This window comes from Streptomyces sp. NPDC057939, assembly GCF_042887545.1.
GTDB lineage: Bacteria > Actinomycetota > Actinomycetes > Streptomycetales > Streptomycetaceae > Streptomyces.
Window position 1 is genome coordinate 1 of the sequence record NZ_JBHVPG010000052.1, and the last position, 26142, is coordinate 26142.

Annotated in this window: 18 protein-coding genes and 1 pseudogene; 7 read left to right on the forward strand and 12 right to left on the reverse strand. The window is 74.1% G+C overall.

The features are described from left to right. A pseudogene (locus tag ACFVS6_RS35120) lies at positions 1-185 on the reverse strand (hypothetical protein); the annotation flags it as partial. Between the two features lie 16 nt (positions 186-201). On the opposite strand from ACFVS6_RS35120, the gene ACFVS6_RS35125 reads away from it, so the two are divergent. The 4 genes from ACFVS6_RS35125 (at position 202) to ACFVS6_RS35140 (ending at position 6781) form a co-directional block, all read left to right on the forward strand. Further along, the gene (locus ACFVS6_RS35125; protein ID WP_389710485.1) at positions 202-525 is read left to right on the forward strand and encodes a hypothetical protein; all 324 of its coding nucleotides are present in this window, start codon (positions 202-204) and stop codon (positions 523-525) included. Between the two features lie 245 nt (positions 526-770). Then, the gene (locus ACFVS6_RS35130; RefSeq protein WP_281210121.1) at positions 771-1511 is read left to right on the forward strand and encodes a response regulator transcription factor; all 741 of its coding nucleotides are present in this window, start codon (positions 771-773) and stop codon (positions 1509-1511) included. Further along, positions 1508-2638 (forward strand): ATP-binding protein, encoded by a 1131-nt coding sequence (locus ACFVS6_RS35135; protein WP_389710487.1) that lies wholly within the window; start codon positions 1508-1510, stop codon positions 2636-2638. The genes ACFVS6_RS35130 and ACFVS6_RS35135 overlap by 4 nt, the downstream gene beginning before the upstream one ends. A 258-nt stretch (positions 2639-2896) precedes the next feature. After that, positions 2897-6781 (forward strand): multifunctional oxoglutarate decarboxylase/oxoglutarate dehydrogenase thiamine pyrophosphate-binding subunit/dihydrolipoyllysine-residue succinyltransferase subunit, encoded by a 3885-nt coding sequence (locus tag ACFVS6_RS35140; protein WP_389710489.1) that lies wholly within the window; start codon positions 2897-2899, stop codon positions 6779-6781. 144 nt (positions 6782-6925) lie between these two features. Here ACFVS6_RS35140 and fxsT read toward each other — a convergent pair whose 3' ends face one another. From fxsT to ACFVS6_RS35175, 7 genes are all read right to left on the reverse strand, one after another. After that, on the reverse strand, positions 6926-9928 hold the full coding sequence (gene fxsT, locus ACFVS6_RS35145; protein WP_389710491.1) for an FxSxx-COOH system tetratricopeptide repeat protein: 3003 nt from the start codon (positions 9926-9928) through the stop codon (positions 6926-6928). Positions 9929-10038: 110 nt separating this feature from the next. Next, positions 10039-11511 (reverse strand): HEXXH motif domain-containing protein, encoded by a 1473-nt coding sequence (locus ACFVS6_RS35150; RefSeq protein ID WP_389710493.1) that lies wholly within the window; start codon positions 11509-11511, stop codon positions 10039-10041. Further along, on the reverse strand, positions 11508-12773 hold the full coding sequence (locus ACFVS6_RS35155; protein ID WP_389710495.1) for an FxsB family cyclophane-forming radical SAM/SPASM peptide maturase: 1266 nt from the start codon (positions 12771-12773) through the stop codon (positions 11508-11510). Before ACFVS6_RS35155 ends, ACFVS6_RS35150 begins: the two co-directional genes overlap by 4 nt. A 97-nt stretch (positions 12774-12870) precedes the next feature. Then, entirely contained in the window at positions 12871-13137 is a 267-nt protein-coding gene (gene fxsA, locus ACFVS6_RS35160; RefSeq protein WP_389710497.1) for an FxSxx-COOH cyclophane-containing RiPP peptide, read from the reverse strand. Further along, complete coding sequence (locus ACFVS6_RS35165) at positions 13134-18053, reverse strand: SAV_2336 N-terminal domain-related protein (protein WP_389710499.1); 4920 nt, start codon at positions 18051-18053, stop codon at positions 13134-13136. The genes fxsA and ACFVS6_RS35165 overlap by 4 nt, the downstream gene beginning before the upstream one ends. A 6-nt stretch (positions 18054-18059) precedes the next feature. Further along, positions 18060-19091, reverse strand: coding sequence for an AAA family ATPase (locus tag ACFVS6_RS35170; RefSeq protein ID WP_389710501.1), 1032 nt, complete (start codon positions 19089-19091; stop codon positions 18060-18062). Positions 19092-19266: 175 nt separating this feature from the next. Then, positions 19267-21378, reverse strand: a complete 2112-nt coding sequence (locus ACFVS6_RS35175) for a trypsin-like peptidase domain-containing protein (protein ID WP_389710503.1) — start codon at positions 21376-21378, stop codon at positions 19267-19269. Positions 21379-21515: 137 nt separating this feature from the next. On the opposite strand from ACFVS6_RS35175, the gene ACFVS6_RS35180 reads away from it, so the two are divergent. Continuing rightward, on the forward strand, positions 21516-21701 hold the full coding sequence (locus tag ACFVS6_RS35180; RefSeq protein ID WP_281210560.1) for a DUF6104 family protein: 186 nt from the start codon (positions 21516-21518) through the stop codon (positions 21699-21701). Between the two features lie 229 nt (positions 21702-21930). Here the strand turns inward: ACFVS6_RS35180 and sodN are convergent, their stop codons facing one another. Further along, complete coding sequence (sodN, locus tag ACFVS6_RS35185; protein WP_388889173.1) at positions 21931-22326, reverse strand: superoxide dismutase, Ni; 396 nt, start codon at positions 22324-22326, stop codon at positions 21931-21933. A 173-nt stretch (positions 22327-22499) separates the two neighbouring features. Here sodN and sodX point away from each other — a divergent pair, with 173 nt between their 5' ends. Continuing rightward, on the forward strand, positions 22500-22919 hold the full coding sequence (sodX, locus tag ACFVS6_RS35190; protein WP_389710505.1) for a nickel-type superoxide dismutase maturation protease: 420 nt from the start codon (positions 22500-22502) through the stop codon (positions 22917-22919). Here the strand turns inward: sodX and ACFVS6_RS35195 are convergent. Then, positions 22823-23452 (reverse strand): CGNR zinc finger domain-containing protein, encoded by a 630-nt coding sequence (locus ACFVS6_RS35195; RefSeq protein ID WP_389710507.1) that lies wholly within the window; start codon positions 23450-23452, stop codon positions 22823-22825. The genes sodX and ACFVS6_RS35195 overlap by 97 nt on opposite strands. Positions 23453-23555: 103 nt before the next feature. Here ACFVS6_RS35195 and ACFVS6_RS35200 point away from each other — a divergent pair, with 103 nt between their 5' ends. Further along, positions 23556-24314 (forward strand): class I SAM-dependent methyltransferase, encoded by a 759-nt coding sequence (locus ACFVS6_RS35200; RefSeq protein ID WP_389710562.1) that lies wholly within the window; start codon positions 23556-23558, stop codon positions 24312-24314. Positions 24315-24427: 113 nt separating this feature from the next. On the opposite strand, the gene ACFVS6_RS35205 is transcribed toward ACFVS6_RS35200, so the two are convergent. Both ACFVS6_RS35205 and ACFVS6_RS35210 read right to left on the reverse strand, forming a co-directional pair. Then, on the reverse strand, positions 24428-25180 hold the full coding sequence (locus ACFVS6_RS35205; protein ID WP_389710564.1) for an amino acid ABC transporter ATP-binding protein: 753 nt from the start codon (positions 25178-25180) through the stop codon (positions 24428-24430). Between the two features lie 11 nt (positions 25181-25191). Further along, positions 25192-26142: an amino acid ABC transporter permease gene (locus ACFVS6_RS35210; protein ID WP_388889162.1), complete on the reverse strand. Its 951-nt coding sequence runs from the start codon at positions 26140-26142 to the stop codon at positions 25192-25194.

Genomic DNA, 26142 nt, shown 5'->3' on the forward strand with positions numbered 1-26142 from the left:
GCGCCGGGCACCGGCGTCCCGGCGACCACGGCCGCTGCCTCGCCGGCGCCCTCGTCGGGCGGCGCGGGGTCCGCCGCGCCCACCGGCCCGGGCACGGACCCGGCCCCCGGCCCGTCCGTGAGCAGCCCGACGAGCAGCCCCGCGAGCGGGTCCCCGAGCAGCACCCCGCCCGGTCCCGGCGCCACCGAGACCCTGCTCCGGGTGTCCCGCACCGGCGGTTACGCGGGCCGCACCCACACCCTGGTCGTCAAGGGCGACGGCTCCTGGACCCGTCTGGACGGCCGGGCCGGGCCCGAGGGCGCCGGGAAACTGGCGCCGGCCGGGCTGGAGGCGCTGCGCGGTGCGCTGCGCGACGCCGACCTGCCGCGGTTGCCCCGGGTCGCGATGTCCGACCCTCCCGTCTTCGACGGCTTCGTCTACGCCTTCGTCCACGCCGGCACCGAGGTGGCCTGCGACCAGTCCTCGCTGACCCCCGGCTTGTCGAAGGTCCTGGACCGGCTCCCGCGCTTCGAGCCCCCGTCCTGACCCGGCTCCCGCCCCTCGGGCCCCCGCCCCGACCCGTGGCCGGTGCGGTGAGGTACGTCACCGGCGGCCCCGCGCCGGCGACCCGCCGCGGCACCGCGAACGGCCGCGCACACGGCCCGTACCGCCCCCGTGACGGGCCGCGGCGAGGATCGGAACCCGGTACTCCCTGTCCGAACCGTGCATAGCCGCAGGCCGGTGGCTCCTCTACGCTGCACCCCAACACGCGGGATCTTCAGGGGCGGGACATGGAACAGACACACACCACCCACACGGGCGCCGCGGCCACCCCGGGCGCCCAACGGCGCGTGCTCGTGGTCGAGGACGACCGCACCATCGCCGACGCCATCTCGGCGCGGCTGCGCGCCGAGGGCTTCCAGGTGCAGACGGCGTACGACGGTCCGGCCGCGGTCGCCGCGGCCGAGAGCTGGCTGCCCGAGCTGCTGGTACTGGACGTCATGCTGCCCGGCTTCGACGGGCTGGAGGTGTGCCGCCGGGTCCAGGCGCAGCGGCCGGTTCCGGTGCTGATGCTCACCGCCCGCGACGACGAGACCGACATGCTGGTGGGTCTCGGCGTCGGGGCCGACGACTACATGACGAAGCCGTTCTCCATGCGGGAGCTGGCGGCGCGGGTCCACGTCCTGCTGCGGCGGGTGGAGCGGGCCACGCTGGCCGCGCACGCCCCGCGCGGGGCGACCCTGCGCCTGGGCGACCTGGAGATCGACCACGCTCAGCGCCGGGTCCGGGTGCAGACGGAGGACGTGCACCTGACACCGACGGAGTTCGACCTGCTGGTGTGCCTGGCCGGGACCCCGCGGGCGGTGCTGTCGCGGGAGCAGTTGCTGGCGGAGGTGTGGGACTGGGCCGACGCGTCCGGGACCCGTACGGTCGACAGCCACATCAAGGCCCTGCGCCGGAAGATCGGGGCGGAGCGGATCCGTACGGTCCACGGCGTCGGGTACGCCCTGGAGACCCCGGCCCAGGCATGAGCGGCGGCACCTCGCAGCGCCGGCCGGGTCGGCGGCCCGGTTCCCGGGTTCCCGCGCAGCGGTCCGCGGGCGGGCTGCGCCCGTACTCGCCTTTCTCCATCAAGACGAAGCTGGGCACGCTCGTCGTGGTCTCGGTGTTCATCACGACGGGGCTGCTGCTGGTGGCCCTGCGCACCGACACCGAGCTGCGGTTCATCACGGTGTTCTCGGTGATCGCCTCGATGTTGATCACTCAGTTCGTGGCGCACGGCCTGACGGCGCCGCTGGACGACATGACGCGGGTGGCGCGCGCGATCTCCCAGGGGGACTACACGCGCCGGGTGCGCGGGGCGGGCCGCCGGGACGAGCTGGGCGACCTGGCCTCGACGATCAACGTGATGGCGGACGACCTGGAGGCCGTGGACAGGCACCGCAAGGAACTGGTCGCGAACGTCTCGCACGAACTGCGCACGCCGATCGCGGCGCTGCGGGCGGTGCTGGAGAACGTGGTGGACGGGGTCTCGGCCGCCGATCCGGAGACCATGCGGACCATGCTGAAGCAGACGGAGCGCCTCGGCCGGCTGGTGGAGACGCTGCTGGACCTGTCGCGCGTCGACAACGGGGTGGTTCCGCTGCGGGCGCGGCGCTTCGAGGTGTGGCCCTACCTGTCGGGGGTGCTGAAGGAGTCGGGGCTGGCCGCCGCGGGACGGCCGGGGCTGTCCACCGGGTCGGGCGGGCACACCCGTAACGACGTGCACCTCCACCTGGACGTGTTCCCGCCGGTGCTGACGGCGTACGCGGACGCGGAACGGCTGCACCAGGTGGTGGCGAACCTGATCGACAACGCCGTGAAGCACAGTCCGCCGCACGGCCGGGTCACGGTGCGGGCCCGTGCCGGGGAGGAGCCGGGGAGCCTGGAGCTGGAGGTCGTGGACGAGGGTCCGGGCATTCCGGAGGCCGAGCGGCACCGGGTCTTCGAGCGGTTCAACCGGGGGGCCGCGCGGAGCGGCGACGGGGGCACCGGGTTGGGGCTGGCCATCGCCCAGTGGGCCGTGGGCCTGCACGGCGGTGCCATCGGCGTGGCCGAATCGTCACGAGGTTGCCGAATCCTTGTCACTCTTCCGGGCAGCTCACCGGCGACGTCTTGACGTAGGGTTCGAGTGGGAAGGACATGATCTCGGCCACATGTGCCCGGGGTCGTCAGGGGTGCGAAGCCATGGAGGCCGCAACCTGGTTGTCTGCTACCCGAACCACGCTTGTTTCCCGCCATTCCAGGCGGCGAAACCCGCCGTTCGATGTGACCTGCACGACGGAAGTCCCGCCCGGCCTGCATTGGGTGGCCGGGGAGGCGTAGCCTTTATCACCGCTGTCCATACCTTGTGAAGCGGAAGAGGGCGGTTGCCGCCGTGTCGCCACAGTCCCCCAGTAACCCGAGCACCACGACCGAAACAGCAGAGCGTGGGAAGACCCCTGCCTCAGGCTTCGGTGCGAATGAGTGGCTCGTCGACGAGATCTATCAGCAGTACCTCCAGGACCCGAACTCGGTCGACCGGGCCTGGTGGGACTTCTTCGCCGACTACAAGCCGGGGGGCGCAGTCGCTCCGGTGAAGTCGGACAGTCCCGAGAAGCCCACGACGACGGACGGCGCCTCCGCACAGGCCGCCGCTCCCGCCGCCCGGGGCCCGCAGGCCGACGCCGCCGCCACGGGGGCGGCGAGCGCCGCCCCACCGGTCTCCGCCGCGCCCACGCCCGCGTCAGCTCCTGCCCCTGCTCCTGCCACCCCCTCTGGTGCCCCTGCTGTGACTGTCACCTCCCAGGCCCCGGCCGCCGCACCGGCCGCTCCTGCCCCTCAGGCCCCGGCCGCTCCTGCTGCCGCCCCCGCCCAGAAGGCCGCGCCCGCCACCGAGGCCCCCACGGGCCCCGAACTGGTGACGCTCCGCGGCCCGGCTGCGGCCGTCGCCAAGAACATGAACGCCTCCCTCGACGTGCCGACGGCCACTTCCGTCCGCGCCGTCCCGGTGAAGCTGCTGTTCGACAACCGCATCGTCATCAACAACCACCTCAAGCGCGCCCGGGGCGGGAAGATCTCCTTCACGCACCTCATCGGCTACGCGATGGTGCAGGCGATCAAGGCCATGCCGGCCATGAACCACTCCTTCGCGGAGAAGGACGGCAAGCCGACCCTGGTCAAGCCGGAGCACATCAACTTCGGTCTCGCGATCGACCTGGTGAAGCCCAACGGTGACCGCCAGCTCGTCGTCGCCGGCATCAAGAAGGCCGAAACCCTCAACTTCTTCGAGTTCTGGATGGCCTACGAGGACATCGTCCGCCGGGCCCGCGTCGGCAAGCTGACGATGGACGACTTCACCGGCGTCACCGTCTCGCTGACCAACCCCGGCGGTCTGGGCACCGTGCACTCCGTGCCCCGCCTGATGCCCGGACAGTCGGTCATCATGGGCGTCGGCTCCATGGACTACCCCGCCGAGTTCCAGGGCACCTCGCAGGACACCCTGAACAAGCTGGGCATCTCCAAGGTCATGACCCTGACCTCGACCTACGACCACCGGGTCATCCAGGGCGCGGCCTCCGGCGAGTTCCTGCGCATCGTCGCGAACCTGCTGCTCGGCGAGAACGGCTTCTACGACGACGTCTTCGAGGCGCTGCGGATCCCGTACGAGCCGGTCCGCTGGAACCGTGACATCGACGCCTCGCACGACGACGACGTCACGAAGGCCGCCCGCGTCTTCGAGCTGATCCACTCCTACCGGGTCCGCGGCCACGTCATGGCCGACACCGACCCGCTGGAGTACAAGCAGCGCAAGCACCCCGACCTCGACATCACCGAGCACGGCCTCACCCTGTGGGACCTGGAGCGCGACTTCGCGGTCGGCGGCTTCTCCGGCAAGTCGATGATGAAGCTCCGCGACATCCTCGGCGTGCTGCGCGACTCGTACTGCCGCACCACCGGCGTCGAGTTCATGCACATCCAGGACCCGAAGCAGCGTCGCTGGATCCAGGACCGCATCGAGCGCCCGCACTCCAAGCCGGAGCGCGAGGAGCAGCTGCGGATCCTGCGCCGGCTGAACGCGGCGGAGGCCTTCGAGACCTTCCTGCAGACGAAGTACGTCGGTCAGAAGCGGTTCTCGCTGGAGGGCGGCGAGTCCGTCATCCCGCTGCTCGACGCCGTCATCGACTCGGCCGCCGAGGCCCGCCTCGAAGAGGTCGTCATCGGCATGGCCCACCGCGGCCGGCTGAACGTGCTCGCGAACATCGTCGGCAAGTCGTACGCGCAGATCTTCCGCGAGTTCGAGGGCAACCTCGACCCGAAGTCGATGCACGGCTCCGGCGACGTCAAGTACCACCTGGGCGCCGAGGGCACCTTCACGGGCCTCGACGGGGAGCAGATCAAGGTCTCGCTCGTCGCGAACCCCTCGCACCTGGAGGCGGTCGACCCGGTCCTGGAGGGTGTCGCCCGCGCCAAGCAGGACGTCATCAACAAGGGCGGTACGGACTTCACCGTCCTGCCGCTGGCGCTGCACGGCGACGCGGCCTTCGCGGGCCAGGGCGTGGTCGCCGAGACGCTGAACATGTCGCAGCTGCGCGGCTACCGCACCGGCGGCACCGTCCACGTCGTGATCAACAACCAGGTCGGCTTCACCGCCGCCCCGGAGTCCTCGCGTTCGTCGATGTACGCGACCGACGTGGCCCGCATGATCGAGGCGCCGATCTTCCACGTGAACGGTGACGACCCGGAGGCCGTGGTCCGCATCGCGCGGCTCGCCTTCGAGTTCCGTCAGGCGTTCAACAAGGACGTCGTCATCGACCTCATCTGCTACCGCCGCCGCGGTCACAACGAGTCGGACAACCCGGCGTTCACGCAGCCGCTGATGTACGACCTGATCGACAAGAAGCGCTCGGTGCGCAAGCTGTACACCGAGTCCCTCATCGGTCGCGGCGACATCACGCTGGAAGAGGCCGAGCAGGCGCTCCAGGACTTCCAGGGCCAGCTGGAGAAGGTCTTCGCGGAGGTCCGCGAGGCCGCGACCGCTCCGGCCGTCGGCGCCCCGGTGACGCCGGCGCAGACCGCGCAGGAGTTCCCGGTCGAGGTGAACACCGCGATCTCGCAGGACGTGGTCAAGCGGATCGCCGAGTCCCAGGTCAACATCCCGGACAACGTCACCGTCCACCCGCGCCTGCTGCCGCAGTTGCAGCGCCGCGCGGCGATGATCGACGAGGGCACCATCGACTGGGGCATGGGCGAGACCCTGGCCTTCGGTTCGCTGCTGATGGAGGGCACCCCGGTCCGGCTGTCCGGCCAGGACTCGCGCCGCGGCACCTTCGGTCAGCGTCACGCGGTCCTCATCGACCGGGAGACCGGCGAGGACTACACCCCGCTGCTCTACCTGTCGGACGACCAGGCCCGCTACAACGTCTACGACTCGCTGCTCTCCGAGTACGCGGCGATGGGCTTCGAGTACGGCTACTCGCTGGCCCGTCCGGACGCGCTGGTCCTCTGGGAGGCCCAGTTCGGTGACTTCGTCAACGGCGCGCAGACCGTCGTCGACGAGTTCATCTCCTCGGCCGAGCAGAAGTGGGGCCAGACCTCCGGCGTCACGCTGCTGCTGCCGCACGGCTACGAGGGCCAGGGCCCGGACCACTCGTCCGCGCGTCCCGAGCGCTTCCTCCAGATGTGCGCGCAGGACAACATGACGGTCGCGATGCCGACCCTGCCGTCGAACTACTTCCACCTGCTGCGCTGGCAGGTCCACAACCCGCACCACAAGCCGCTCATCGTCTTCACCCCGAAGTCGATGCTGCGTCTGAAGGCCGCGGCGTCGAAGGCGGAGGAGTTCACGACCGGTTCGTTCCGTCCGGTCATCGGTGACGCCACCGTGGACCCGAACGCGGTCCGCAAGGTCGTCTTCTGCGCCGGCAAGGTCTACTACGACCTGGAGGCCGAGCGGGAGAAGCGCGGCATCACCGACACGGCGATCATCCGCATCGAGCGGCTGTACCCGCTGGCGGGCGCCGAGCTCCAGGCCGAGATCGCCAAGTTCCCGAACGCGGCGAAGTACATCTGGGCGCAGGAGGAGCCGGCGAACCAGGGTGCGTGGCCGTTCATCGCGCTGAACCTGATCGACCACCTCGACCTGGCGGTCGGCGCGGAGGTCCCGGCGGGCGAGCGCCTGCGGCGGATCTCCCGTCCGCACGGTTCGTCCCCGGCGGTCGGTTCCGCGAAGCGTCACCAGGCGGAGCAGCAGCTCCTGCTGAACGAGGTCTTCGAGGCGTAGTCGGCCCGTCGAGCCCGAACGTGGAAGGCCCGGTCCCCTCGGGGGGCCGGGCCTTCCGGCGTTGCCACGGCCACGGCCACGGACACGGCCACGGACGCGGCCGGGGCGCGGCGGGCGCGGCGGCGGGCTGTCACGGCCCGGGCCCTACGGTTGGGGTTCGAAGTCCCAGTAGGGGCGGGTCTGTCGGCGGGCGGACACGGTGTGGACGTGTTGCGGGCCCAGGGTGCGGGTGAGGGCCTTGATGCCGGCGTCCTCGTGCTTGGAGGCCTCGATGTCCTCGCGTACGGCGCGCAGGTCGGCGGCGAGCGCGATGCGGGCGCTCAGCGTCATCGGGTGGTCGGGGCCGAGGACGCGTTCGGCGTCGCGCAGGGTTTCGCGGCTGAGGTCGAGGGCGTCGTCGAGCCGGCCGGTGATGTTGCGGTGCCCGGTGGCGTTGAGGGCGCAGCCCAGGGTCCAGGGGTGCCGGTCGCCGAGGGCGCCGCGCATCCCGACCAGGGCCTGTTCGGCGAGGTTGAGGGCCTCGGCGCGTTCGCCCTGGGCGCGCAGGACCAGGCCGAGGTTGCCGACGGTGCCGATGCTGTAGGGGTGGGCGAGGCCGAGTTGGGACTGGTAGCCGCGCACGACGTCCTCGGAGATCCGGCGGGCCTCCTCGATGTCCCCGTACTCGCGCAGGTAGGTCGCGTAGTCGGAGGCGACCATCAGGGTCCAGGGGAACTCGGCGCCGAAGACGCGGGTGGAGCGTTCCAGGACGCTGCGCAGGCGGGCGCCGGCGCCGGGAATGTCCCCGGAGCGGCGCAGGCACTGGCCGAGGTTGTGCTCGGCCCGCAGGGTCTGCGGGTGGTTGGCGCCGAGGACCTGGATGTGGAGCTTGAGGCCCTGTTCCTGGCGGGCCAGGGCCTCGCGGTAGCGGCCCATCAGGCGCAGCCCCATGGCGCAGCCGACCCCGGAGGAGAGGGTGGCGATGTGCCGGACGCGCAGGACCCGTTCGCGGCGGCGCAGGGTGTCCAGGTCGATGTCGTAGGCCTCCTGGTAACGGCCGAGGAGGCGCAGCGCGACGGCGACGTTGTTCTGGGCGTTGAGGGTGGTGGAGTCGTCCTCGCCGAGGAGTTCGCGGTAGGTCTCGAAGGCGTGTTCCAGCAGCTGTCGGGCCTCCTCGAACTTGGCGGTGCTGAGGAGGACGCCCGCGTAGGTGCTGGTGGCCCGGAGGGTTTCGAGGTCGCGGTCGCCGCGTTCGGCGACGAGCCGGTCGGCGACGGCGCGGGCGAGGGTTTCGGCGCGGCGGAAGTGGCCGAGCATCCGCAGGGCGCCGCCGTAGTGGTAGCTGAGTTCGCGGACCTGGTCGTGGTCGTCGCCGAGCAGGGCCCGCCAGATGCCGTCGGTGCGTTCGGCCAGGCGCAGGCAGGTGCGGTACTCCCCGGCGAGGGTCAGGTAGCGCAGGCAGTGCAGCAGGAAGTTCTGGATGCGCGGGTTCGAGCTGGTCAGTACGCCGGCGGACTCCAGGTGCGGGATGAGCTCGGCGTAGCGGGGCCACAGCCTGGAGTCTGTGGGCCGGCCGGGGTCGGCGGCGGCGAGGACCTGGCGGACCGAGCGGGACAGCTGTTCGGCCTCCTCCTCGGCGAGGTTCTCGCGGACGATGTTGTGGACCATGCGGTGGAGTTGGACGGTTTCCAGGCCGCCGCCCTCCTCCACGGACAGGTCGGAGTACTCCAGGCGGACGACGGAGAACTGGACGAGCTTGTTGAGGGCCGCGTTCCAGCGGATCTGGTCGTTGACGATCCCGGCGAGGTGCTCGGGGACGTCGTCGGCGGGGAACTCGCGCAGCAGCCGCAGCGGGACCCGGCCGGGGGCGAAGAAAACGAACAGCCGGAGCAGGGCGAGGGCGTCGGGGAAGTTCTCCCGCACGTTGTTGAGGAGTATCGCCAGCGCGGTCGGGAACGGCAGCGGGTAGTCGTCGGAGAGGGTGACGGCCTCGTGGGAGTCCAGCCGGTGCTGGAGGAGGGTGAGGTACTCGCCGACGCCGATGGGCGAGTCGGCGAGCCATCCCGCGGTCTGGTCGAGGGCGAGGGGGTAGTCCTCCAGCGCCTCGGCGAGCTGGTCGGCCTCGTCGCCGGTGAGGCGGCCGGCCCGGCGGCGGATGAACGTGACGGACTCGGGCCGGGCGTAGAGGGGGACTTCGACGAGGCTGGTGTGCCGGGCGGCCCATTCGCGGTTCCGGGAGGTGATGATCACGTCGCCTGCGCCGGAGGGCAGGAGGTCGGTGAGGTCGTCGGGGTGGTCGCAGCCGTCGAAGACCATCAGCCAGCGGTGGTACGGGGTGCCGCGCCGCAGTGCCTCCAGCACGGCCCGGATCTGTTCGCCGTAGCTGCCCGCGCCGAGCGGCAGGCCGAGCGCGGGCGCCAGGTCGGCGAGGCGTTCGCGCAGGGTGGGCCGGTCCTCGGCGGGGATCCACCAGACGACGTCGTACTCGGAGGCGAAACGGTAGGCGTACTCGGTGGCGACCTGTGTCTTGCCGACGCCGGACAGGCCGAGCAGGGTCACGGTGGACGCGCCGGGCGGGGCGTCCGTGAGGGCGGCCCGGAGTCGGCCGATGACGTCGTTGCGGCCGGTGAAGCGCGGGTTGCGGCGCGGGACCCGGCCCCAGATCTCGGGCGGGTCGTTGGGGAAGCGGGGTCCGCGGCGTCCGCTCTCGGTGCCGATCCGGTCCGTGGGGAGCTCCAGCCGGCGCAGCACGCGGTACTCGGCCTCGTAGGAGTCCAGGCCCCACAGGTCGGTCTTCTCCAGGGCGGCGACGGCGCTGGGCAGCGGGGAGTCGGTCAGGCAGACGGCCGCGAACCGGTCGGGGTGGGAGGCGGTGACGGTGCGCAGCGCGGCGTTCCACTCCTCGTCGGTGTGGGTGCCGGCGGAGAAGTAGCGCTCGCTGAGCACGACGAGGACCTTGCCGCCGGCCCGGGCGAGGTCGTCGAGGGCGTCGGTCAGGCCGGGGCTGCTCTGCGGGTCCCAGCGCTGGAGGGCGACGCGGTGGCCGTGCTCCTCCAGGCGGTGGGCGATCCACACGGCCCAGGGCCGGTTGAAGCCCGCGAAGCTGATGACGAAGCGCTGCGGCTGGGGGGCTCCGTCGCGGTCGTGACGCGTACCGGTACCGGTCATGCGGCCGTCTCCCTGGGATCCGGGCGGTGGACGGGGTGGGGCGGGTACGGGGTGGGGCGGGACTGAAAAGGTACCGCAGCGGACGGGTCGTCAGGCCGCTGCGACGCCTCTCATCCCGTGGCGAACACGGCGAGTTCGGGATGGGCCTCGCACCAGGCGCCGCGTTCGCGTTCCAGGGCCCGGCGGGCGGTGACGTGCTGGTCGCCGGGGGGCGGGAGTTCGTCCATGGCCCGCTCCGCGATGCTCATGCCCTCCACGAACTCACTGCCGGTGAGGGTGAGTTGCGGGTGCGCGCGCAGGGTCGGCAGGACGGCGGCCACCTGCGCGCGGACCCGGGCGTGCTGGGCCCAGGCGCCGCGGGCCCCGTACAGGGCGGCGCGCTGCCAGTACCCGGCCAGGGCCAGGTGGGCGTACGCGCCGTGCAACAGCCCCTCCAGCGGCCGGGGGTCGCTGCGCCAGGGCGCCCAGTGGCGGGGGGTGCGGTCGGCGGTGTGCAGGGTCAGCACGTCGGCCAGGGCGGCCAGCTTCCCGTGCTGCACCTCGTGGACGAGGGTCGCGGCGAGGGCGGGCGGGGCCTGCGCGCGGGCCAGGACCGAACCGGCGGCGGCGGGGAGCGTGGCGCCGCTGGAACGGGACCCGCCGGCCAGCGGGACCACGGAGCGCAGCAGTCGGGCGGCCTCCTCGGCCCGGGTGGAGTCGTAGCGTTCCAGGAGGGTGAGGGCGCCGGACCACTGGGTGTCCCAGCGCTTGTGCCCCTTGGGGGTGAGCCGGCGGGCCGGGCGGACACCGGCGGGTCCGCCGTCGGTGGGGGCGGGGGCCCGGTACGGGTCGAGGTCGTCGAGGGCGGTGACGCCGCCGGGCAGGGCGTGCAGGGGGAGGGTGTCGGCGCCGTCCCAGGAGCGTTCGGTGAGGGCGAGGGGGCCGGGGCGGTCGGGCCGCAGCAGTCCGAGGGTCGGCAGGACGAGCCGGCCGTGGACGGGGCGGAGCGTGACCTTGAAGCTGATCCCGGCCCGCAGGGCGGCGGCTACGGCGAGGGCCCCGAGGTGGCCCAGGTCGGGGGGCGGCCCCTGGGGTGCGTGCAGCCGGCGCAGGGTCTCCTCCGCCCAGACCCCGGTGGCGGGGTAGTGCAGGACGTCGCGGACCGCCTCGGGGTCCTGGCGTTCGGCCTCCTCCAGCAGCGCCCAGCGTTCGGCGGCCTCCGCGTCGGGGGCGGCGTCGAGGACGGCGCGCAGCAGGACGAGCCGCTTGGAGCGGCGTACGTCGCGCACCAGCCGGGTGCCTTCGGCGGAGGGCTCGGTGGAGGCGAGGGCGCGCAGGGTGTGGGAGCTGACGGCGAAGCGGGCCAGGTCGGTCGGGGCGGGGGAACCGGTGGGGTGGGTGGGGCTGGTGGGGCCTGCGTGTTGGGTGGGTACGGCCGCCGCGCGGGGCGTCCGCCCGACCCCACCGGCCGGAAGGGGTCCGGCGGGGCGGGCGGCCTCCGCCGGGTGGGCGGCCTCGGGATGCCGGCCCGCGGCGGTGCCGGGGGTGGCGTCGGTGCCGGGGGTGGCGTCGGTGCGGGGCGTGGCTTCGGCGCGGTGGTTCATGAGGCGGCCCGTCCGGTGGTGGCGGCGGTGTGCAGGGCGCGGGCCACGTGGCGGATGACGGCCTGGAGGTCGGCGCAGTACACGGACGGCTGGCGGAAGCCCTCCCGCTCGCGGTAGCGGTGCGGGTAGTGCCCGCCCCCGCACACCTCGACGAGTTCGCAGGCCCGGCAGGCGGGCGCGAGCGCCTCCCGGCCCAGTTGGCGGGCGGCGAACCCGGGATGGTCGAGCAGTTCGTCGAAGCTGTGGCTTTCGAGGGTCATCCCGGTCGCGGCGGCCCCTTCGTAGGCGGACTTGAGGGAGTCGGCCTGCTCGATGCTCCCGTCGGTCTCGACGACCGCGGTCGTCGCGGGGGCCAGGCCCAGCGTCTCGGTGGCGGCGGGCAGGCCCAGCAGCAGGGCGATGACCTCCTCGAAGATCCTGATCCGGGTGCGCCGCACGCCGTCGTGCCACCAGCGTTCGAACACGGCGAGCAGCCAGTCCCCGTACGGGCTGGCGTGCCGCGACCAGCCGGGCGGCGGGTTGCTCCAGTTGGCGAGGGGCAGCAGCAGCCCGATGGCCGGCGGCTGGAAGGCCAGCAGGGACTCGTACGTCTCCACCGGATCCTGGGTCACGTCCACCACGCACAGCACCCCGGCGTAGCTGTCGGGGTGCCGGGCGAGCAGCCGCAGACCGCGGGCGGCCGCCCCGAAGCCGGGCCGCCCGGCGTGGTCGACGCGGCGGGCGTTGTGCGCGGGCAGACCGCCGTCGAGGCTGACGCCGACCCGGATCCCGGCGGCGGACAGCGCGGCGAGCCGGCCGCGGGTGAGCAGCGTGCCGTTGGTCTGGACGGCCGCGGTGACGCCGGTGCGCGGCGAGAGGCGGGCCAGCGCCGCCCGCACCGCCTCGACGGGGGCGGCCAGGGCGCCGGGCGGACCGAGGAGGGGTTCGCCGCCGTGGAGGACGAGGTCGACCCGGGTCAGGGCGTGGGCGGCGGCGTGCTCGGCGATCCGCTCGGCGGCGCGCAGGGCGGTGGCGGGCGCCATGACGGCGGGGCGGGTGCGCCAGCCCTGGTCGGCCATCTCGTAGACGTAGCAGTAGGTGCAGGCCAGGTTGCAGCGGCCGTGCGTCTTGAGGACGAACTGTCGGATCGGCTGCGGGCGGTGGCCGGCGGCGCGCAGGGCGGGCACGTCGAGGCGGGTGTAGGGCCAGGGGGCGTGCCGCGCGTGGCGGGACGGGGTCCGGTGGGCGGGCAGCACGAGATCGCTCGTGATCGCATGGCTCATCGCCTGTACCTCCCGCTGCGGACGGTGCATCCCTGCCCTCCGGACCGGTCCGGCTAACGGCGGAAAGTGGTCAACTCCCTCTGTGACCGGAGGTACTTCAGGCTACGCCGGAGTCGAAGGCGTTCAGGATCTCGGCCGGGTGCGTGACCCGTTCGACCATGCCCTCGATCACCTCGGCGAGCACCGGATGGTCGATCCCGCGCAGGGCGGCCAGGTCGAGTCCCGAGAGGTCCGGCAACCGGCCGGGACAGGGCCGCGCGGTTGCCGCCGTTTCCTGACGTCCGGTCACCATGGGCTGCTGGTCCCCCTGTTGTCGGTCGGTCCACTGGCTCTTCCCGTCGCACGGCGGGCGGAAACGGCTCACAGGCCCGCCTCCAGGTCCCGTATGCGCGCCCGCAGGGCCCGCCGTCGATCGCCCGGCCGCCCCGCGTCGGGGCCGTCGGCGGACCCCTCGTGCGGGTGGGCGTGCGGGCCGTCGTGGCGCGGGTCGCGGCGGGCGTCGTGCGGGGGGTCCTGCCGGGCGGCGGGCGGGTCGGTGCGGGGTCCGGCGCGGCCGCCGTCGGCGGCGCCCGATCCGGCCCCGGGCACGGAGTCGGGCACGGCGCCGTGCCCCCCGTCCCTAACGCCGCTCCCCTGTCCGGGTTCGTACGGGGCACCGGGCGCGGAGGCCCGGCCGGGGTCGGGCGGGGCGCCGTGCCCGGAGGTCCGGCCGGTGATCCCGCGACCGGGGTCGGGGTCGGCAGCCGCCCGACCACCGTCCGGACCGGCCTCCCGTCCGGCACCGGGCGCGGGGCCGCGTCCCGGACCCTGCGCCGGGGCCGGCCCGACCCCCGGGCCCCTGCCGGGCTCCGCGTCATGCCCGGCGGTCCGGCCGGAGTCGTATGCGACGCCTGGGTCGGGGTCGGAGGTCCGACCGCCGTCCGGACCGGGCTTCCGCCCGCGGTCGGGCGCGGCGCCGCCTCCCGGGTCCTGGCCCGGGGTCGGCCCGACGCCCGGGCCCCCATCGGGCCCCGCGTCATGCCCGGCGGTCCGGCCGGAGTCGCGTGCGACGCCGGGGTCGGGGTCGGAGGCCCGACCACCGTCCGGACCGGGCGCGGCCCCGCGTCCGGGGTCCTGGCGCGGGGTCCGCGCGACGCCCGGGCCGAAGTCGGGAACGGCTCCGTGGCCGGCGTCCCGACCCGCACCCCGCCCGGTGTCCCGATCGATCTCCCGGCCGAAGTCGCGCGCCGGACCGTGGCCGGCGTCCCGGGCGGTGCCCGGCACGGTGTCCCGGCCGAAGTCGGCCACGGCGCCGTGCCCGGCGACCTGGCCGGGCCCCGGCCCGGCGCCCGGAGCGGGCCCGCTGCCGTGACCGGCCGCGTACGGGGCCTCGTACGGGCCGTCGCCCGCGGAGGAGTTCGGGCCGCCGGAGCCCGCGGCCGGGGCGGGTGCACCGCCCGGACCGGACCCACCCGACGCATCGGACGGGTCCGGGTGACCGGAGCCTGCGGCCGGGCCGGGCCCGCGCGGGGCATCGGACCGGTTCGGTTCCCCGGAGCCCGCGGCCGAGGCCGGCGTGCCACCCGAGGGTCCGGACGGGTTCGGGACGCCGGAGCCCGCGGCCGGGGTGGGCGGGCCGCCCGGGCCGGGACCGTGCGGTGGCTCGGGCGGGTTCGGTTCGCCGGGGTCCGGGGGCTGCGCGGTGCCGGGGGTCGGCGCGGCGGGGTGTCGGGCGTCGACGCGTTGCCAGAGTTCCAGCGCGGCCCGGTAGGCGTCGAGGGCGGCCCGGGGCCGGGCCAGCCGTTCCAGTACCTCGCCGCGGAGCTCCTGCACCCTGGCGGCGAGCTGGAGGGCCGTCTCCGCGCGCTCCTCCCGGTCGGCCTCCAGCGCGGCGCGCCAGGCCCTGCGGTAGGAGTCCGCGGCCCGGTCGAGCCGGTCGACGGTGCGGGTGTGGGCGTGGATCTCCTGCTGCACGTCCCCGTGTTCCCGCCAGGCGCGGGCCCGCTCCAGCGGCCCGTGTCCCTGCCGGGCGGCGAGTTCCAGCAGGTGCTCCGCCTCCCGCAGGTCGACGAGGTCCCCCTCGTAGGCGTGCCGCAGGCGCAGCCCGGCGGCCAGCCGCAGCAACCGGTGCGCGGCACCCGGATCGGACTGCGGCACCGCGGAGCGGCTCTCGCGCAGCACCCGCACGGCGGCGGAGACGAACCGTTGCCCGTCCGGGGTCCGGGCCCGTTCCAGGAGTACGTCGCCCCACTCGGGCAGCAGTTCCGCGAAGGCCTCGCCGTCCCGGGGGCTCAGCCGCCTGGCCCTCCCGTACGCCTCGGCCGCCGCCTCCAGGGCCACCGGATCGGCGTCGCGGGCGTACCGGGCCCGGTGCACCCTGGCCAGGCACAGCAGCCCGGCCAGCCGCAGTTCGGGATCCCCGGCGGTCTCGTCGAGGGCCCGCACCAGTTGTCGGGCGGCCTCCTCCAGCCGCCCGGGCAGGTACCGCAGGGCGGTGGCCAGCTCCACCCGGACGCGGGCCGGCGGGCCGACGCCGTCGGGGGCCGTACCCGTCGGGTCCACGGCATCCGGATCGGCGGTGTCCGGGTCCGCGGCCTCCGGGTCGGCGTCGGTGCGGGAAGCGGCACCCGCGAGCGTCGCCAGGACCGCCGTCAGGACGGCCGCGGCCTCCTCCGCGAGCGCGGTACGGGCGGCGGCGTCCGGCGTGCGGGGCAGCAGGGCCAGCAGCACCCGCCCGAGGGCCAGCCGCAGTCCGGGATCCGCGTCACCCTCCCCGGAACCGCCCGCGTCCACGGCCCGACCGGCCTCCTCCCCCGTCCGGCCCACCTCGCCCGAGCCGGCATCGGGGTCGGGGCCGGAGCCGGAGTCGGAGTCGGAGTCGCGCCCACCGGTCCCCCCGGCCCCATCAGCCTGACCGACCCCGCCTCCCCGGCCCTCCTCCCCCGGACCGACGTCCTCGCCGTGGGGATCGGCACCCGTGCCGCCCTTTCCACCAACCCCACCAACCCCACCCGACCCATCGACCTCGCCGGTCCCGCCGACCCCACCGCCCCCGCGCCGCTCGCCGAACGGGCCGGGCTCCGGCCCCTCCCCCGGCCCGTTCGGCGCCGTCAGGGCCTCCAGGGCCGCGCGGGCCTCCCGTAGCGGGGCCGGGTCGTTGCGGAGGGCGGCCAGCCGGATCAGGGTGCGGGAGCGCCGGACCGCGCAGTCCCGGCGCAGCCCGGGGTCCGTCGTGGCGGCGCCCGCCGCCGCGAACTCCCGGTCGGCGGCGGCCAGCAGCTCCGCGTCCCCGCCCCCCGCCAGGGCCCGCTCGTACAGCACCCGGCCCAACAGCGACCGCGCGGTCGGGGTGTGCAGCCCGGTCACGGCGCGCTGTGCCTCGTCGAGGAGCTCGGGGTCCCGCTGCGCCGCCCACAGCACGAGCAGGGCCGCGGTCAGCGCGGCCTCCGCCTCCTCCGGCGGGTCCTGCGGCCCGGCGGGCAGCGCGACGGCCCGCCGGAGCAGGGCCACGGCCTCGTAGGGGGCGCGGGCGTCGCCGTCCGCGAGCCGGTCGCGGGCCGCGCGCACGGCGCGGGCCCGGCCGGCCGGCGGGGGCCCGGCGGGCGCGGTCCCGTCCGCCGGGGGCTCCTCCTCGGGCGGCTCGGGCGGGCCCGGCAGGTAGCGCCGCACGACCCTCGCGGAGACGTGCGCGAAGGCCTGCGGGAGCTGCCCGCCGGGGGCGCGCGCCGGTCCGGGGTCGGAGGGCGCCGACGCCACGCCGGTGAGCTGCGAGACGGCGAGCGCGGGGAAGTTCCGTACGCCCCGCCCGAAGTGGGCGAGCACGTACTCGGAGCAGTGCTTGAGCACCAGCGCGGCCTCGTCCCGGCCGAGCGGGCCCAGCAGCACGTCCTGCACGCCGGGAACGAACTCGTACCACTGGCCCGGCACCTCCCCGGTGCGTCGCAGCAGTCCGCTCAGCAGCACCTCGGCCAGGTCCGAGGGTTCGGAGTCGGGCAGCATCGTGCGTTGCACGAGCCTCATCACGGGCAGGGTCAGGGGCGCCGCCGACAGGTACACCGCGAGCTGTACGGCGCCGGGGGCCGCCGACGCCCGGAAGCGGGACACCAGTTCGCGCGGCGGCCGGGCGGCCCGGGGCAGCGGGACGGGCGCGGCCGGATGCCGGGCCTGGACCCGGCCCACCTCGGCCGGTACGGGCCCGGTGCCGAGGCCCGCGACGAGCCGGGCCCAGGCGCCGAGCGCGGTCGCGTTCGGCGGGAGGACGGGTACGGTCAGCCCGCCGCCGGGCCGCCCGGGGCGCGGCGGCCGGTCCCGGCGGAACCGCAGCCGGCCGCCGCCGGGGCCGCCCGCCCCGTCCTCGGTGCGTTCCAGCACCCCGCGCTCGGTCGGCAGCCAGCTGCGGCCCCACAGGCGTTGCGGCAGCGGCTGGACCACGACGCAGGGGGTGCACTGGGCCCACCGGTACAGCAGCCGCTGTGCCTCGCCCTCGCGCCACAGCGGCCCGGCACAGTCGGACACGATCATGGTCAGGGCCCGTCCGGTGGGGTCGCGGAGTTGGTCCCCCGAGCGCAGGCCGACGCCGGGCGCGGGGCCGCGGCCGACGGCGGGGGTGCCGTCCGCGAGGCGGTGCAGCCGGTGGACCTGGACGTCCCGGAAGGCGCCCAGTCGTTCGCAGACCGTCCTCAGTTCCTCGAACATCTCCTGCCACACCGCCATGGACGGGGAGGCGTCCATGACCAGACGGACGGTCGCCTCGCGCCGGCTCTCCGGCCGGAAGACGGGGATGACCAGGCCGAGGGCGCGGGCGCTGGCCTCCGCGGTGGCGTTCTCGTCGAGGACGGTACGGGTGGGCCGGCCGGGCGGGCGGTGTCGTTGGAGGGCGCGCAGGGCCCGCTGGATGTCGAGGATCCGGGGCAGGGCGGCCGCCCCGGGAACCCGTACGGGCACGGCGTCGCCGACGGGCACCTCGGTGTCGACGGCGGTGTCGGAGGGCACGCCCGGCCCGTCGGCGTACAGCCCGACGGGATCCTCCACCTCCGGCTCCGGCGGGACCGGCTCCGGGGGTTCGGGAGCCGGTGGCGCGGTCCCGTCCGGGGTTCCCGGCCCGGGTGTCGGTCCGGGGCGTTCCGTCGGGTTCGGGGCCTCGGCGTCGGGACCGGAGCGCGCGGGGCGGCGGGTGCGCGCGGCCAGCCACAGGGCGTCGGCGAGCTCCTCGGCGGACGGATCGAGTCCGGCGGCCCGCAGCAGTACGGCGAGGGTGCGGACCTCGGGGTCGAACGGCGGTGGCGGCACGGCTGCGGGCACGGGCGCTCACCTCGGGCGGTCGAGGCGCTGGATGAGCAGGTCGGCGAGGTCCTCCCGGGTGGGCGGGGCCGCGTGGTGGGTGAGGTAGATGGCGTTGAGGAGTTGGTCGGCGGCGACGAGTTCGGTGCGGGAGCGGCTGAGGAACTCGCGGATCAGTTCGGCGCCCAGCTGCGCGGCCTCCTCCCCGAGGTGCGCCCTGACCATGGTGGCGAGGCGTTTCTCGCCGGGCTGGCCGAGCTTGAGCTGGATGCAGCGGCGCAGCAGCGCGGCGGGGAAGTCCCGTTCCCCGTTGCTGGTGAGGATGATGAACGGAAAGGCCCGGCAGCGCACGCGCCCGTCCCGTACGGTCACCCGTGCCCCGTCGTCGGTGAGGACCCGCACCTCGGGTTCGGTGTCGGCGACGCGTTCCAGCTCGGGGAGGGTGAACTCCCCTTCCTCCAGTACGTTCAGCAGGTCGTTCGGCAGGTCTATGTCGCTCTTGTCGAGCTCGTCGATGAGCAGCACGCGGGGTTTCCCGGTGGGCAGCAGGGCCGTTCCGAGCGGGCCGAGCCGGATGTACCTGCCGATCCCGTCGGCCGGGCCCGTCCCGCTCCTGTCGCCCGCGGCGGGTCCGGCGCCCGCGGCGATCTGGACGTCCTGGAGTCTGGCGAGGGCGTCGTAGCGGTAGAGCCCTTCCTGGAGCACGGTCCGTGACACCACGGGCCAGCGCAGCACGCGGCCGAGTTTCAGTTCGTGCGCGACGGCGTGCGCGAGGGTGGACTTCCCGGTTCCGGGGTGGCCGGTGACGAGCAGCGGCCTGCGGAGGTAGAGGGCCGCGTTGACGGCCTCCAGTTCCTCCGGTTCGGGCCGGTGCAGTTCGGCGGCCTGCCGGTGGGCGCCGAGCCGGCGGGCCACGTTCCCGTCGGGGGCGGTCGCCGCGTCGCAGGGCTCCGCGACGGGGCCGCCGTCGAAGTCCCGCCAGGGCGGCGGGTCCGGCAACGCGTCGATCCCGTCGTGTGGTTCGCCCACGCCCCGGTAGATGAGCCATTCGTCGTTCACGGCCGTCCCCTCCCTCGATTCCCTCGATGCCCCACCGTCGCCGGACCGCCCGCGCGCCCGCGCGGGCCTCCCGGTGCCCGTTCCCGCCGGGTTCCGTACGCCCCGGCCCCCGGAGGGCCCGTCCGCCGCGGACGCCCGCCCGGCGCACTGCCGCCCGGCCGGCGGCGCGCCCGGCTCACAGGTCGCCCTGGAGGGGCTCGTCCTCGGGCAGGGCCCGGGCCGGGTCCTGCCAGACGAGTGCGGTGCCGGCCGCCCAGTACGCGTCCGGGTCGGCCCCGTGGGCCCGGGCCCGCAGCGTCCGCAGCCGTAGCGGCAGCACCGCGCCCCGGCCCGCCTCGGCCAGTTCCTCGCGCAGCCCTCGGTGGAACGGCGCGCAGGAGGCCCCGGGGTCGCCGGGGGGCCGTCGGCACACCGTCACGCCGTAGCCGGCGTCGCGTACGAGGTGCAGGGCGCCCAGGGTCGGTTCGGTGCCGGGTTCCCGGCAGAGCACCGGGACGGTGTTGTCCGTCAGCCCCCGCAGCCATTCCGGGGACGGGCTGCGGGCCCGGCCCCGCGCGCAGTCGGCCCGCTGGTCCAGCAGGGGTCCCGCCTGGACCCGTGTCCAGCGCCGGTCGATCGGGGCTGCCGCCGCGTCCGCGGGGTCCGTGGCGGCTTCGTCCCACCCGGCCGGGTGGCGGAGCACCACCGGCCGTTGGACGCCCACCGGGACCCCGCCCGACAGTGCCCACTCGTCGACGGGCAGTCCGAACAGCTCGGGCTCCACGGCCACTTCCAGCAGGGCGGGGGCCTCGTGCGTGTCGCAGCGCCGGAACCCTTCGGCGAGCGGGGCCCGCAGGGCGTCGGGGAGTCCGGCGGGGGTCGCCCGTACGCCGGCGGCCACCGGGGTGACCCGGCCGGGCCGCGCGGGGCCCGCGAGCACCGAGACCCGCCAGTCGTAGACGTCCTCCCAGCCGTGGGCCCAGACCTCCAGCAGCACCGAGGGTCCCTCGGGCAGGCCGCCGCGCCGGCGGGCGGGGCCGTGGACGGCCTGGCCGGCGCGGGCCCTGCGGCGTCGTTCGCGTGCGGCCAGGCCCCGCTCGTGGCGTTCGGCCAGCTCGCGCCGCAGTGGGCGCCAGAGCCGCTCGGCGGTGACCCGCACCCAGTCCCAGAGTTCCTCGTCGGCGCCCGGGGAGGGCGGCTCGCGGTGGTCGGCGACGCTCACGTCCGTCGCGTAGCGGAGCATCGCCGCGGCCTCGCCGCCCGCGCCGGGCGGGTCGTGCAGCAGGCCGAGTCCGTCGCGCCAGCTGAGCGGGGCCGGCAGTCCCGTGTCGGGTTCCTCGCCCCGGGCCTGCTCGGCGAGTTCCCGGACGGCCTCGGAGGAGCCGGGCGGCGGGAGTTCGGCGAGGAGCCCGCACAGGGTGGTGCGTTCGCCCGGGGTCAGCCGGCCGCGTCCGCCGTGGCGGTCCGCGTCGCCGTCGGGGAGTTCGTCGTGGACGTCGGTCCAGGTGCGGCGGCTGTCGAGATCGCTGAGGTGGCGGTCGTAGTGGTACAGGTCGTGGGCCTGCATGACGCGCCGGTACAGGCCGGTCCGGCCGTTCGTCGGCATCGGCAGGGTCCGTAACCGGTCGACGGACACGGCCAGTCCGCCCCCGCCGGCGGACCGCCGGGCCTTGACGACGCCGACGACCTCGCCGCGGGTGAGGTCGACGACGGGGCCGCCGGACATGCCGGCCTCGATCTCGTCGTCGTCGCCGAGGCGGATCGCGGCGCCGTTCCCGGCGGTGCCGCGCAGGCGGGTGGTGCGGCCGGTGATCTCGCGGATGCCGAGTTCCTCGGTGCAGCCGAAGTAGGCGGCCTCGTCGAGTCGGGGGCCCGCCCGGTCGGTCAGCCACACGCAGGCGTGCGAGACGGGCGAGAGCACCCGGACGAGGGCCAGGTCGGGCAGGTCCCACAGGGCCCGCCGCCCGGGTCTGTGTTCCTCCAGCCGTTCCGGGAGTACGCATTCCACCCGGCCGGTGACCGTGCCCGTGGTCCCGGTGGCTCCGGCCGACGCCCCGGAGAAGAAGGTGATGCCGACCTCACGCCCGACCAGACGCACCGCAGCACCCCCTTCGCCGACCACGTGCGCGCACGTCAGGACCCAGCCGGGGGCGATGAAGAAGCCGCTGCCCCAGGTGGGTCCGGTCCCGTCGTTGCCCGGGTTCTCATACCCTCCCGGGGGCGCGTGGACGCGTACCGTGGCCGCCCGGACGAGGGGTTCCAGGAGCTCGAAGGCGCGCGCGGACCCCGCCGTGCGCCCATCCGGCATCCCCAGACCCCCGCCCCCCGCTCATCCCACCGAGAACGTCCAGGCTAGCCCCGGTGCACGGGACGGCGGGAGGTCTCGCCGTAAGGCGGATTATCCTGGCGGGAAACACCCCATCCCGACACGGCACGGAGCCCGACTTGTACTTCACCGATCGCGGCATCGAGGAGCTGGAGAAGCGGCGCGGCGAGGAGGAGGTCACTTTCGAGTGGCTCGCCGAGCAGCTCCGCACGTTCGTCGACCTCAACCCGGACTTCGAGGTTCCGGTGGAGCGCCTGGCCACGTGGCTGGCCCGTCTCGACGATGACGACGAGGACGACGAGTAGGACACCCGGCGGGAGCGCGCGCGGCCGCGGTGCCGCGGGCGCACCCGCGTGCACGTCGTGCGCGACCCCTCGCACCTCGTACGCACCCGCGTACGGCTCGCGCGCGGGTGCCCGCCAAGGCGTACGGATGCGTACGGGGAAACACGACGACGGCCCGACCGCGAGGAGCGGTCGGGCCGTCGTCGTTCGCGCTCCCAGTGGCAGCGCGGGGGTACCGGGGCGCCCTGGATCAGGCGGCCTTGGTCTCCCAGAAGATGCGGTCGATCTCGGCGATGAGCTCCAGCGCCTTGGCGCCGGTCGCCGGGTCGTTGGACGCCTTGGCGGCCGAGAGGGCCTTCAGGGTGTCGTTGACCAGGGTGTGGAGCTGCGGGTACTTCTCGAAGTGCGGGGGCTTGAAGTAGTCGCTCCACAGCACCGAGACGTGGTGCTTCGCGAGCTCGGCGCGCTGCTCCTTGATGGTGATGGCGCGCGCGCGGAAGTCCGCGTCGTCGTTGGCCTGGTACTTCTCCTGGACGGCCTTGACGGACTCGGCCTCGATACGGGCCTGGGCCGGGTCGTACACGCCGCAGGGCAGGTCACAGTGGGCGGAGACCTTCGCCTTGGGGGCGAAGAGGCGGGTAAGCATGGAGTTTGTCCTCCTCGTGATCGTCTTCTCAAGAGGGGAGATTACTCGCTGAGAAAGAGGAATTCGCCGTCGCCCCCATGGGCTTAGGACAAAAGTCCAGGGTCGTGCGAGGAGTGGTGAGCGAACGTACGGGGCCGTGCGGCACCATGCGGGCAGGGAAGAGGAGGCCTCGGATGGTGGAGAACAGGCGCTCGCGGGCGCGTTTCGAGATGGTGGAGGTGACGGGCCCGTCGATGGTGCCGACCCTCGTGCACGGGGACCTGCTCGTGGTCCGTCACGGGGCGCTGGTCCGGCCGGGTGACGTGGTCGTGTTCCGGCACCCGCTTCAGCAGGACCTGTTGGTGGTCAAGCGTGCGGCCGAGCGCCGCCCCGGCGGCTGGTGGATGCTCGGCGACAACCCGTTCAACGAGTCCGGGGACAGCACCGACTACGGGGCCGTGCCCGAGGAGCTGGTGCTGGCGACGGCGGTGCTGCGGTTGCGGCCGCTCCCGGCGGGTCAGCGCTCGCTGAGGGCCCGGCTGTCCTGGGCGGCGTCGGCGCTGCGGGTGCTGCGGGCGGATTCCTCGGCCTCCAGCCGCTTGCGGGCGCGGTAGGCGGCGACGTTGGCGCGGGTGGCGCAGCGGTCGGAGCAGTAGCGCCGGGAGCGGTTGGTGGAGGTGTCGAGGTAGGCGTTGCGGCAGGGCGGTGCCTGGCACAGGCCGAGGCGGTCGGGGCCGTGCTCGGTGAGGTGGAAGGCCAGGCCCATGGAGGCGATGGCGGCGTAGCCGGCCGAGGCGTTGGACGGGTGGTCGGCGAGGTGGATGTGCCAGTCGGGGCGTCCGTCGGGTCCGACGAGTTCGTGGCCGGAGACCTGCGGGCTGACGGGGAACTCCATGAGCAGGGAGTTGAGGAGGTCCACGGCGAGGACGTGGTCCCCGCCGTCGGCGGCCTCGAAGACGGAGCGCAGCCGGCCGCGGACGTTGCGGAACCGGGTGACGTCGGTGTCGGTGACCCGGCGCGCCATCTGCACGCTGGCCCCGAAGAGGGCGCGGACGTCGTCCACCGAGGTGAGCGAGTCCTTGTTGCGGGCCGGCTCCTCGGTGTTGACCAGGCGCACGGCATAGTCCGAGTAATGGGCCAGTTCCACTTGTAGTCCTTACGGCTGCGGTTTAGGGTGAGCGGGAGCCGAGGTAACGGCTGATACGTCTTCGAGGGTATTACGTACGGAGGACTTCAGGGTGACGGACGCGGTGACCGGCGCGATCGGTACGGACTGGCAGGCCTGGCAGGACAGCTGGGACCGGCAGCAGGAGTGGTACCTGCCCGACCGCGAGGAGCGGTTCCGGGTGATGCTGGACATGGTCGAGGCACTGGTGGGCCCCTCCCCCCGGGTGTTGGATCTGGCGTGCGGTACGGGAAGTATCACGGACCGGCTGCTCAAGCGGTTCCCGTCGGCGACGAGTACGGGGCTGGATCTCGACCCCGCGCTGCTGACGATCGCCCGGGGCCACTTCGAGGGCGACGACCGGGTCACCTTCGTGACCGCCGACCTCAAGGACCCCGACTGGCGCGCGGCCCTCCCGTACGACTCCTACGACGCGGTCCTGACCGCGACCGCGCTGCACTGGCTGCACAGCCCCGCCCTGGCGGCGCTGTACGGGCAGATCGCGCCCCTGGTCCGGCCGGGCGGGGTGTTCATGAACGCCGACCGCATGCCCGACCCCTCCGCCCCGCGCATCGCCGCCGCCGAACGCGCCCACCGCCACGCCGGCATGGACCGCGAGAAGGCCGACGGGGTCCTGGACTGGCGGCAGTGGTGGGAGCTGGCGGCGGCCGACCCCGTGCTGGCCGGGCCGACCGAGGCCCGGTTCGCGATCTACGGGGAACACGCCGACGGCGACACCCCCGACGAGGCCTGGCACGCCCGGACGCTGCGCGAAGCGGGCTTCGGCGAGGCCCGTACCGTCTGGCGCTCCCCCTCGGACGCGCTGGTCCTAGGTCTGAAGTAGGAAATCCGCGGTCTGAAGTGGGGCATCCGCGCCGGGGCGGGAAATCGGCGCGGAAACGCCGCAGGGGCGGTACGGGATCCCGTACCGCCCCTGCGGCGTCGTGCGCGTACCGCTCACAGCACCTTGGACAGGAACGCCTTCGTCCGGTCGTGCTGCGGGTTGCCCAGGACGTCGCGCGGGTTGCCGGATTCGACCACCACACCGCCGTCCATGAACACGAGGTTGTCGCCGACCTCGCGGGCGAAGCCCATCTCGTGGGTCACCACGATCATGGTCATGCCCGATTCGGCCAGGTCACGCATGACGTCGAGGACGTCACCGACGAGCTCCGGGTCGAGCGCCGAGGTGGGCTCGTCGAAGAGCATCAGCTTCGGCTCCATGGCCAGCGCGCGGGCGATCGCCACGCGCTGCTGCTGGCCGCCGGAGAGCTGGGTCGGGTAGTTCCCGCCCTTGTCGCCGAGGCCGACGCGGTCCAGGAGCTTGACCGCGCGCGCACGGGCCACCGCCTTGGACTCGCCCTTGACCATGACCGGGGCTTCCATGACGTTCTCGATGGCCGTCATGTGCGGGAAGAGGTTGAAGCGCTGGAAGACCATGCCGATGTCCCGGCGCTGGGCCGCGACCTCGCTGTCCTTCAGCTCGTAGAGCTTGTCGCCCTTCTGCTTGTACCCCACCAGCTGCCCGTCGACCGAGAGCCGGCCGGCGTTGATGCGCTCCAGGTGGTTGATGCACCGCAGGAACGTCGACTTGCCGGAGCCGGACGGACCGACCAGGCAGAAGACCTCCCGGGGCGCGACCTCCAGGTCGATGCCGCGGAGGATGTGGGCGGCGCCGTACGACTTGTGGACGCCTTCTGCCTTGACCATCGGCTGGGCGGTCACTTCGCCACCTCCGTACGGCGGAACATGTTCAGGTTGGCCTTCAGCCGCTCGAACGGCGTGGGCGGCAGGCTGCGCAGCGAACCGCGTGCGTAACGCCGCTCCAGGTAGTACTGCCCGACGCTGAAGACGCTGGTGAGGGCGAGGTACCAGATGGAGGCGACGAAGTACATCTCGATGACCGCGCCGGCCGTGCTGCCGATGTTGGAGCTGGCCCGCAGGAGCTCGGTGTACTGCACCGCCGAGACCAGGGACGAGGTCTTCAGCATGTTGATGAACTCGTTGCCGGTCGGCGGGATGATCACGCGCATCGCCTGCGGCAGCACGACGCGGCGCATGGTCTGCGTCCGGGTCATGCCGAGCGCGTGCGAGGCCTCGCTCTGGCCCTCGTCGACGGACTGGATGCCCGCACGGACGATCTCCGCCATGTAGGCGCCCTCGTTCAGGCCGAGGCCCAGCAGGGCGACCATGAACGGCGTCATGACGTCGACGGTCTCGTTCTTGTAGATCGGACCGAGGTTGATGTACTGGAAGATCAGCGGGAGGCTGAACCACACGAGGAGCTGTACGTAGACCGGGGTGCCGCGGAAGAACCAGATGTAGAGCCAGGACACGAAGCTCGTGACCGGGTTGTTCGAAAGCCGCATCACCGCGAACAGGATGCCGAGCACGAGGCCCAGCGCCATGGCGGAGATGCTGATGATGATGGTGTTGCCGAGGCCTGCGAGGACCGCCGGGTCGAACAGCTTGTCACCGACCGTCGCCCAGATGATCTTGCCCTGGGAGAAGGCGTAGACGAGCCAGGCGAGCAGGACCGCCACGACCACGGCGCTGATCCAGCGACCGTAGTGGCGGACGGGGATGGCCTTGATGGCCTCGTAGGTGGTGCCCGAGGCGCCGGGCCCGGCCGGCGGGGTTGCGGCCGGACCCTTGTCGATCTTGTCAGTCAC

Coding starts and splice junctions, on each gene's coding strand:
- ACFVS6_RS35130 (WP_281210121.1), top strand. CDS start 771: ATGGAACAGACACACACCACCCACACGGGCGCCGCGGCCACCCCGGGC.
- ACFVS6_RS35135 (WP_389710487.1), top strand. CDS start 1,508: ATGAGCGGCGGCACCTCGCAGCGCCGGCCGGGTCGGCGGCCCGGTTCC.
- fxsT (WP_389710491.1), bottom strand. CDS start 9,928: ATGACCGGTACCGGTACGCGTCACGACCGCGACGGAGCCCCCCAGCCG.
- ACFVS6_RS35150 (WP_389710493.1), bottom strand. CDS start 11,511: ATGAACCACCGCGCCGAAGCCACGCCCCGCACCGACGCCACCCCCGGC.
- ACFVS6_RS35155 (WP_389710495.1), bottom strand. CDS start 12,773: ATGAGCCATGCGATCACGAGCGATCTCGTGCTGCCCGCCCACCGGACC.
- ACFVS6_RS35175 (WP_389710503.1), bottom strand. CDS start 21,378: ATGCCGGATGGGCGCACGGCGGGGTCCGCGCGCGCCTTCGAGCTCCTG.
- sodN (WP_388889173.1), bottom strand. CDS start 22,326: ATGCTTACCCGCCTCTTCGCCCCCAAGGCGAAGGTCTCCGCCCACTGT.
- sodX (WP_389710505.1), top strand. CDS start 22,500: ATGGTGGAGAACAGGCGCTCGCGGGCGCGTTTCGAGATGGTGGAGGTG.
- ACFVS6_RS35205 (WP_389710564.1), bottom strand. CDS start 25,180: ATGGTCAAGGCAGAAGGCGTCCACAAGTCGTACGGCGCCGCCCACATC.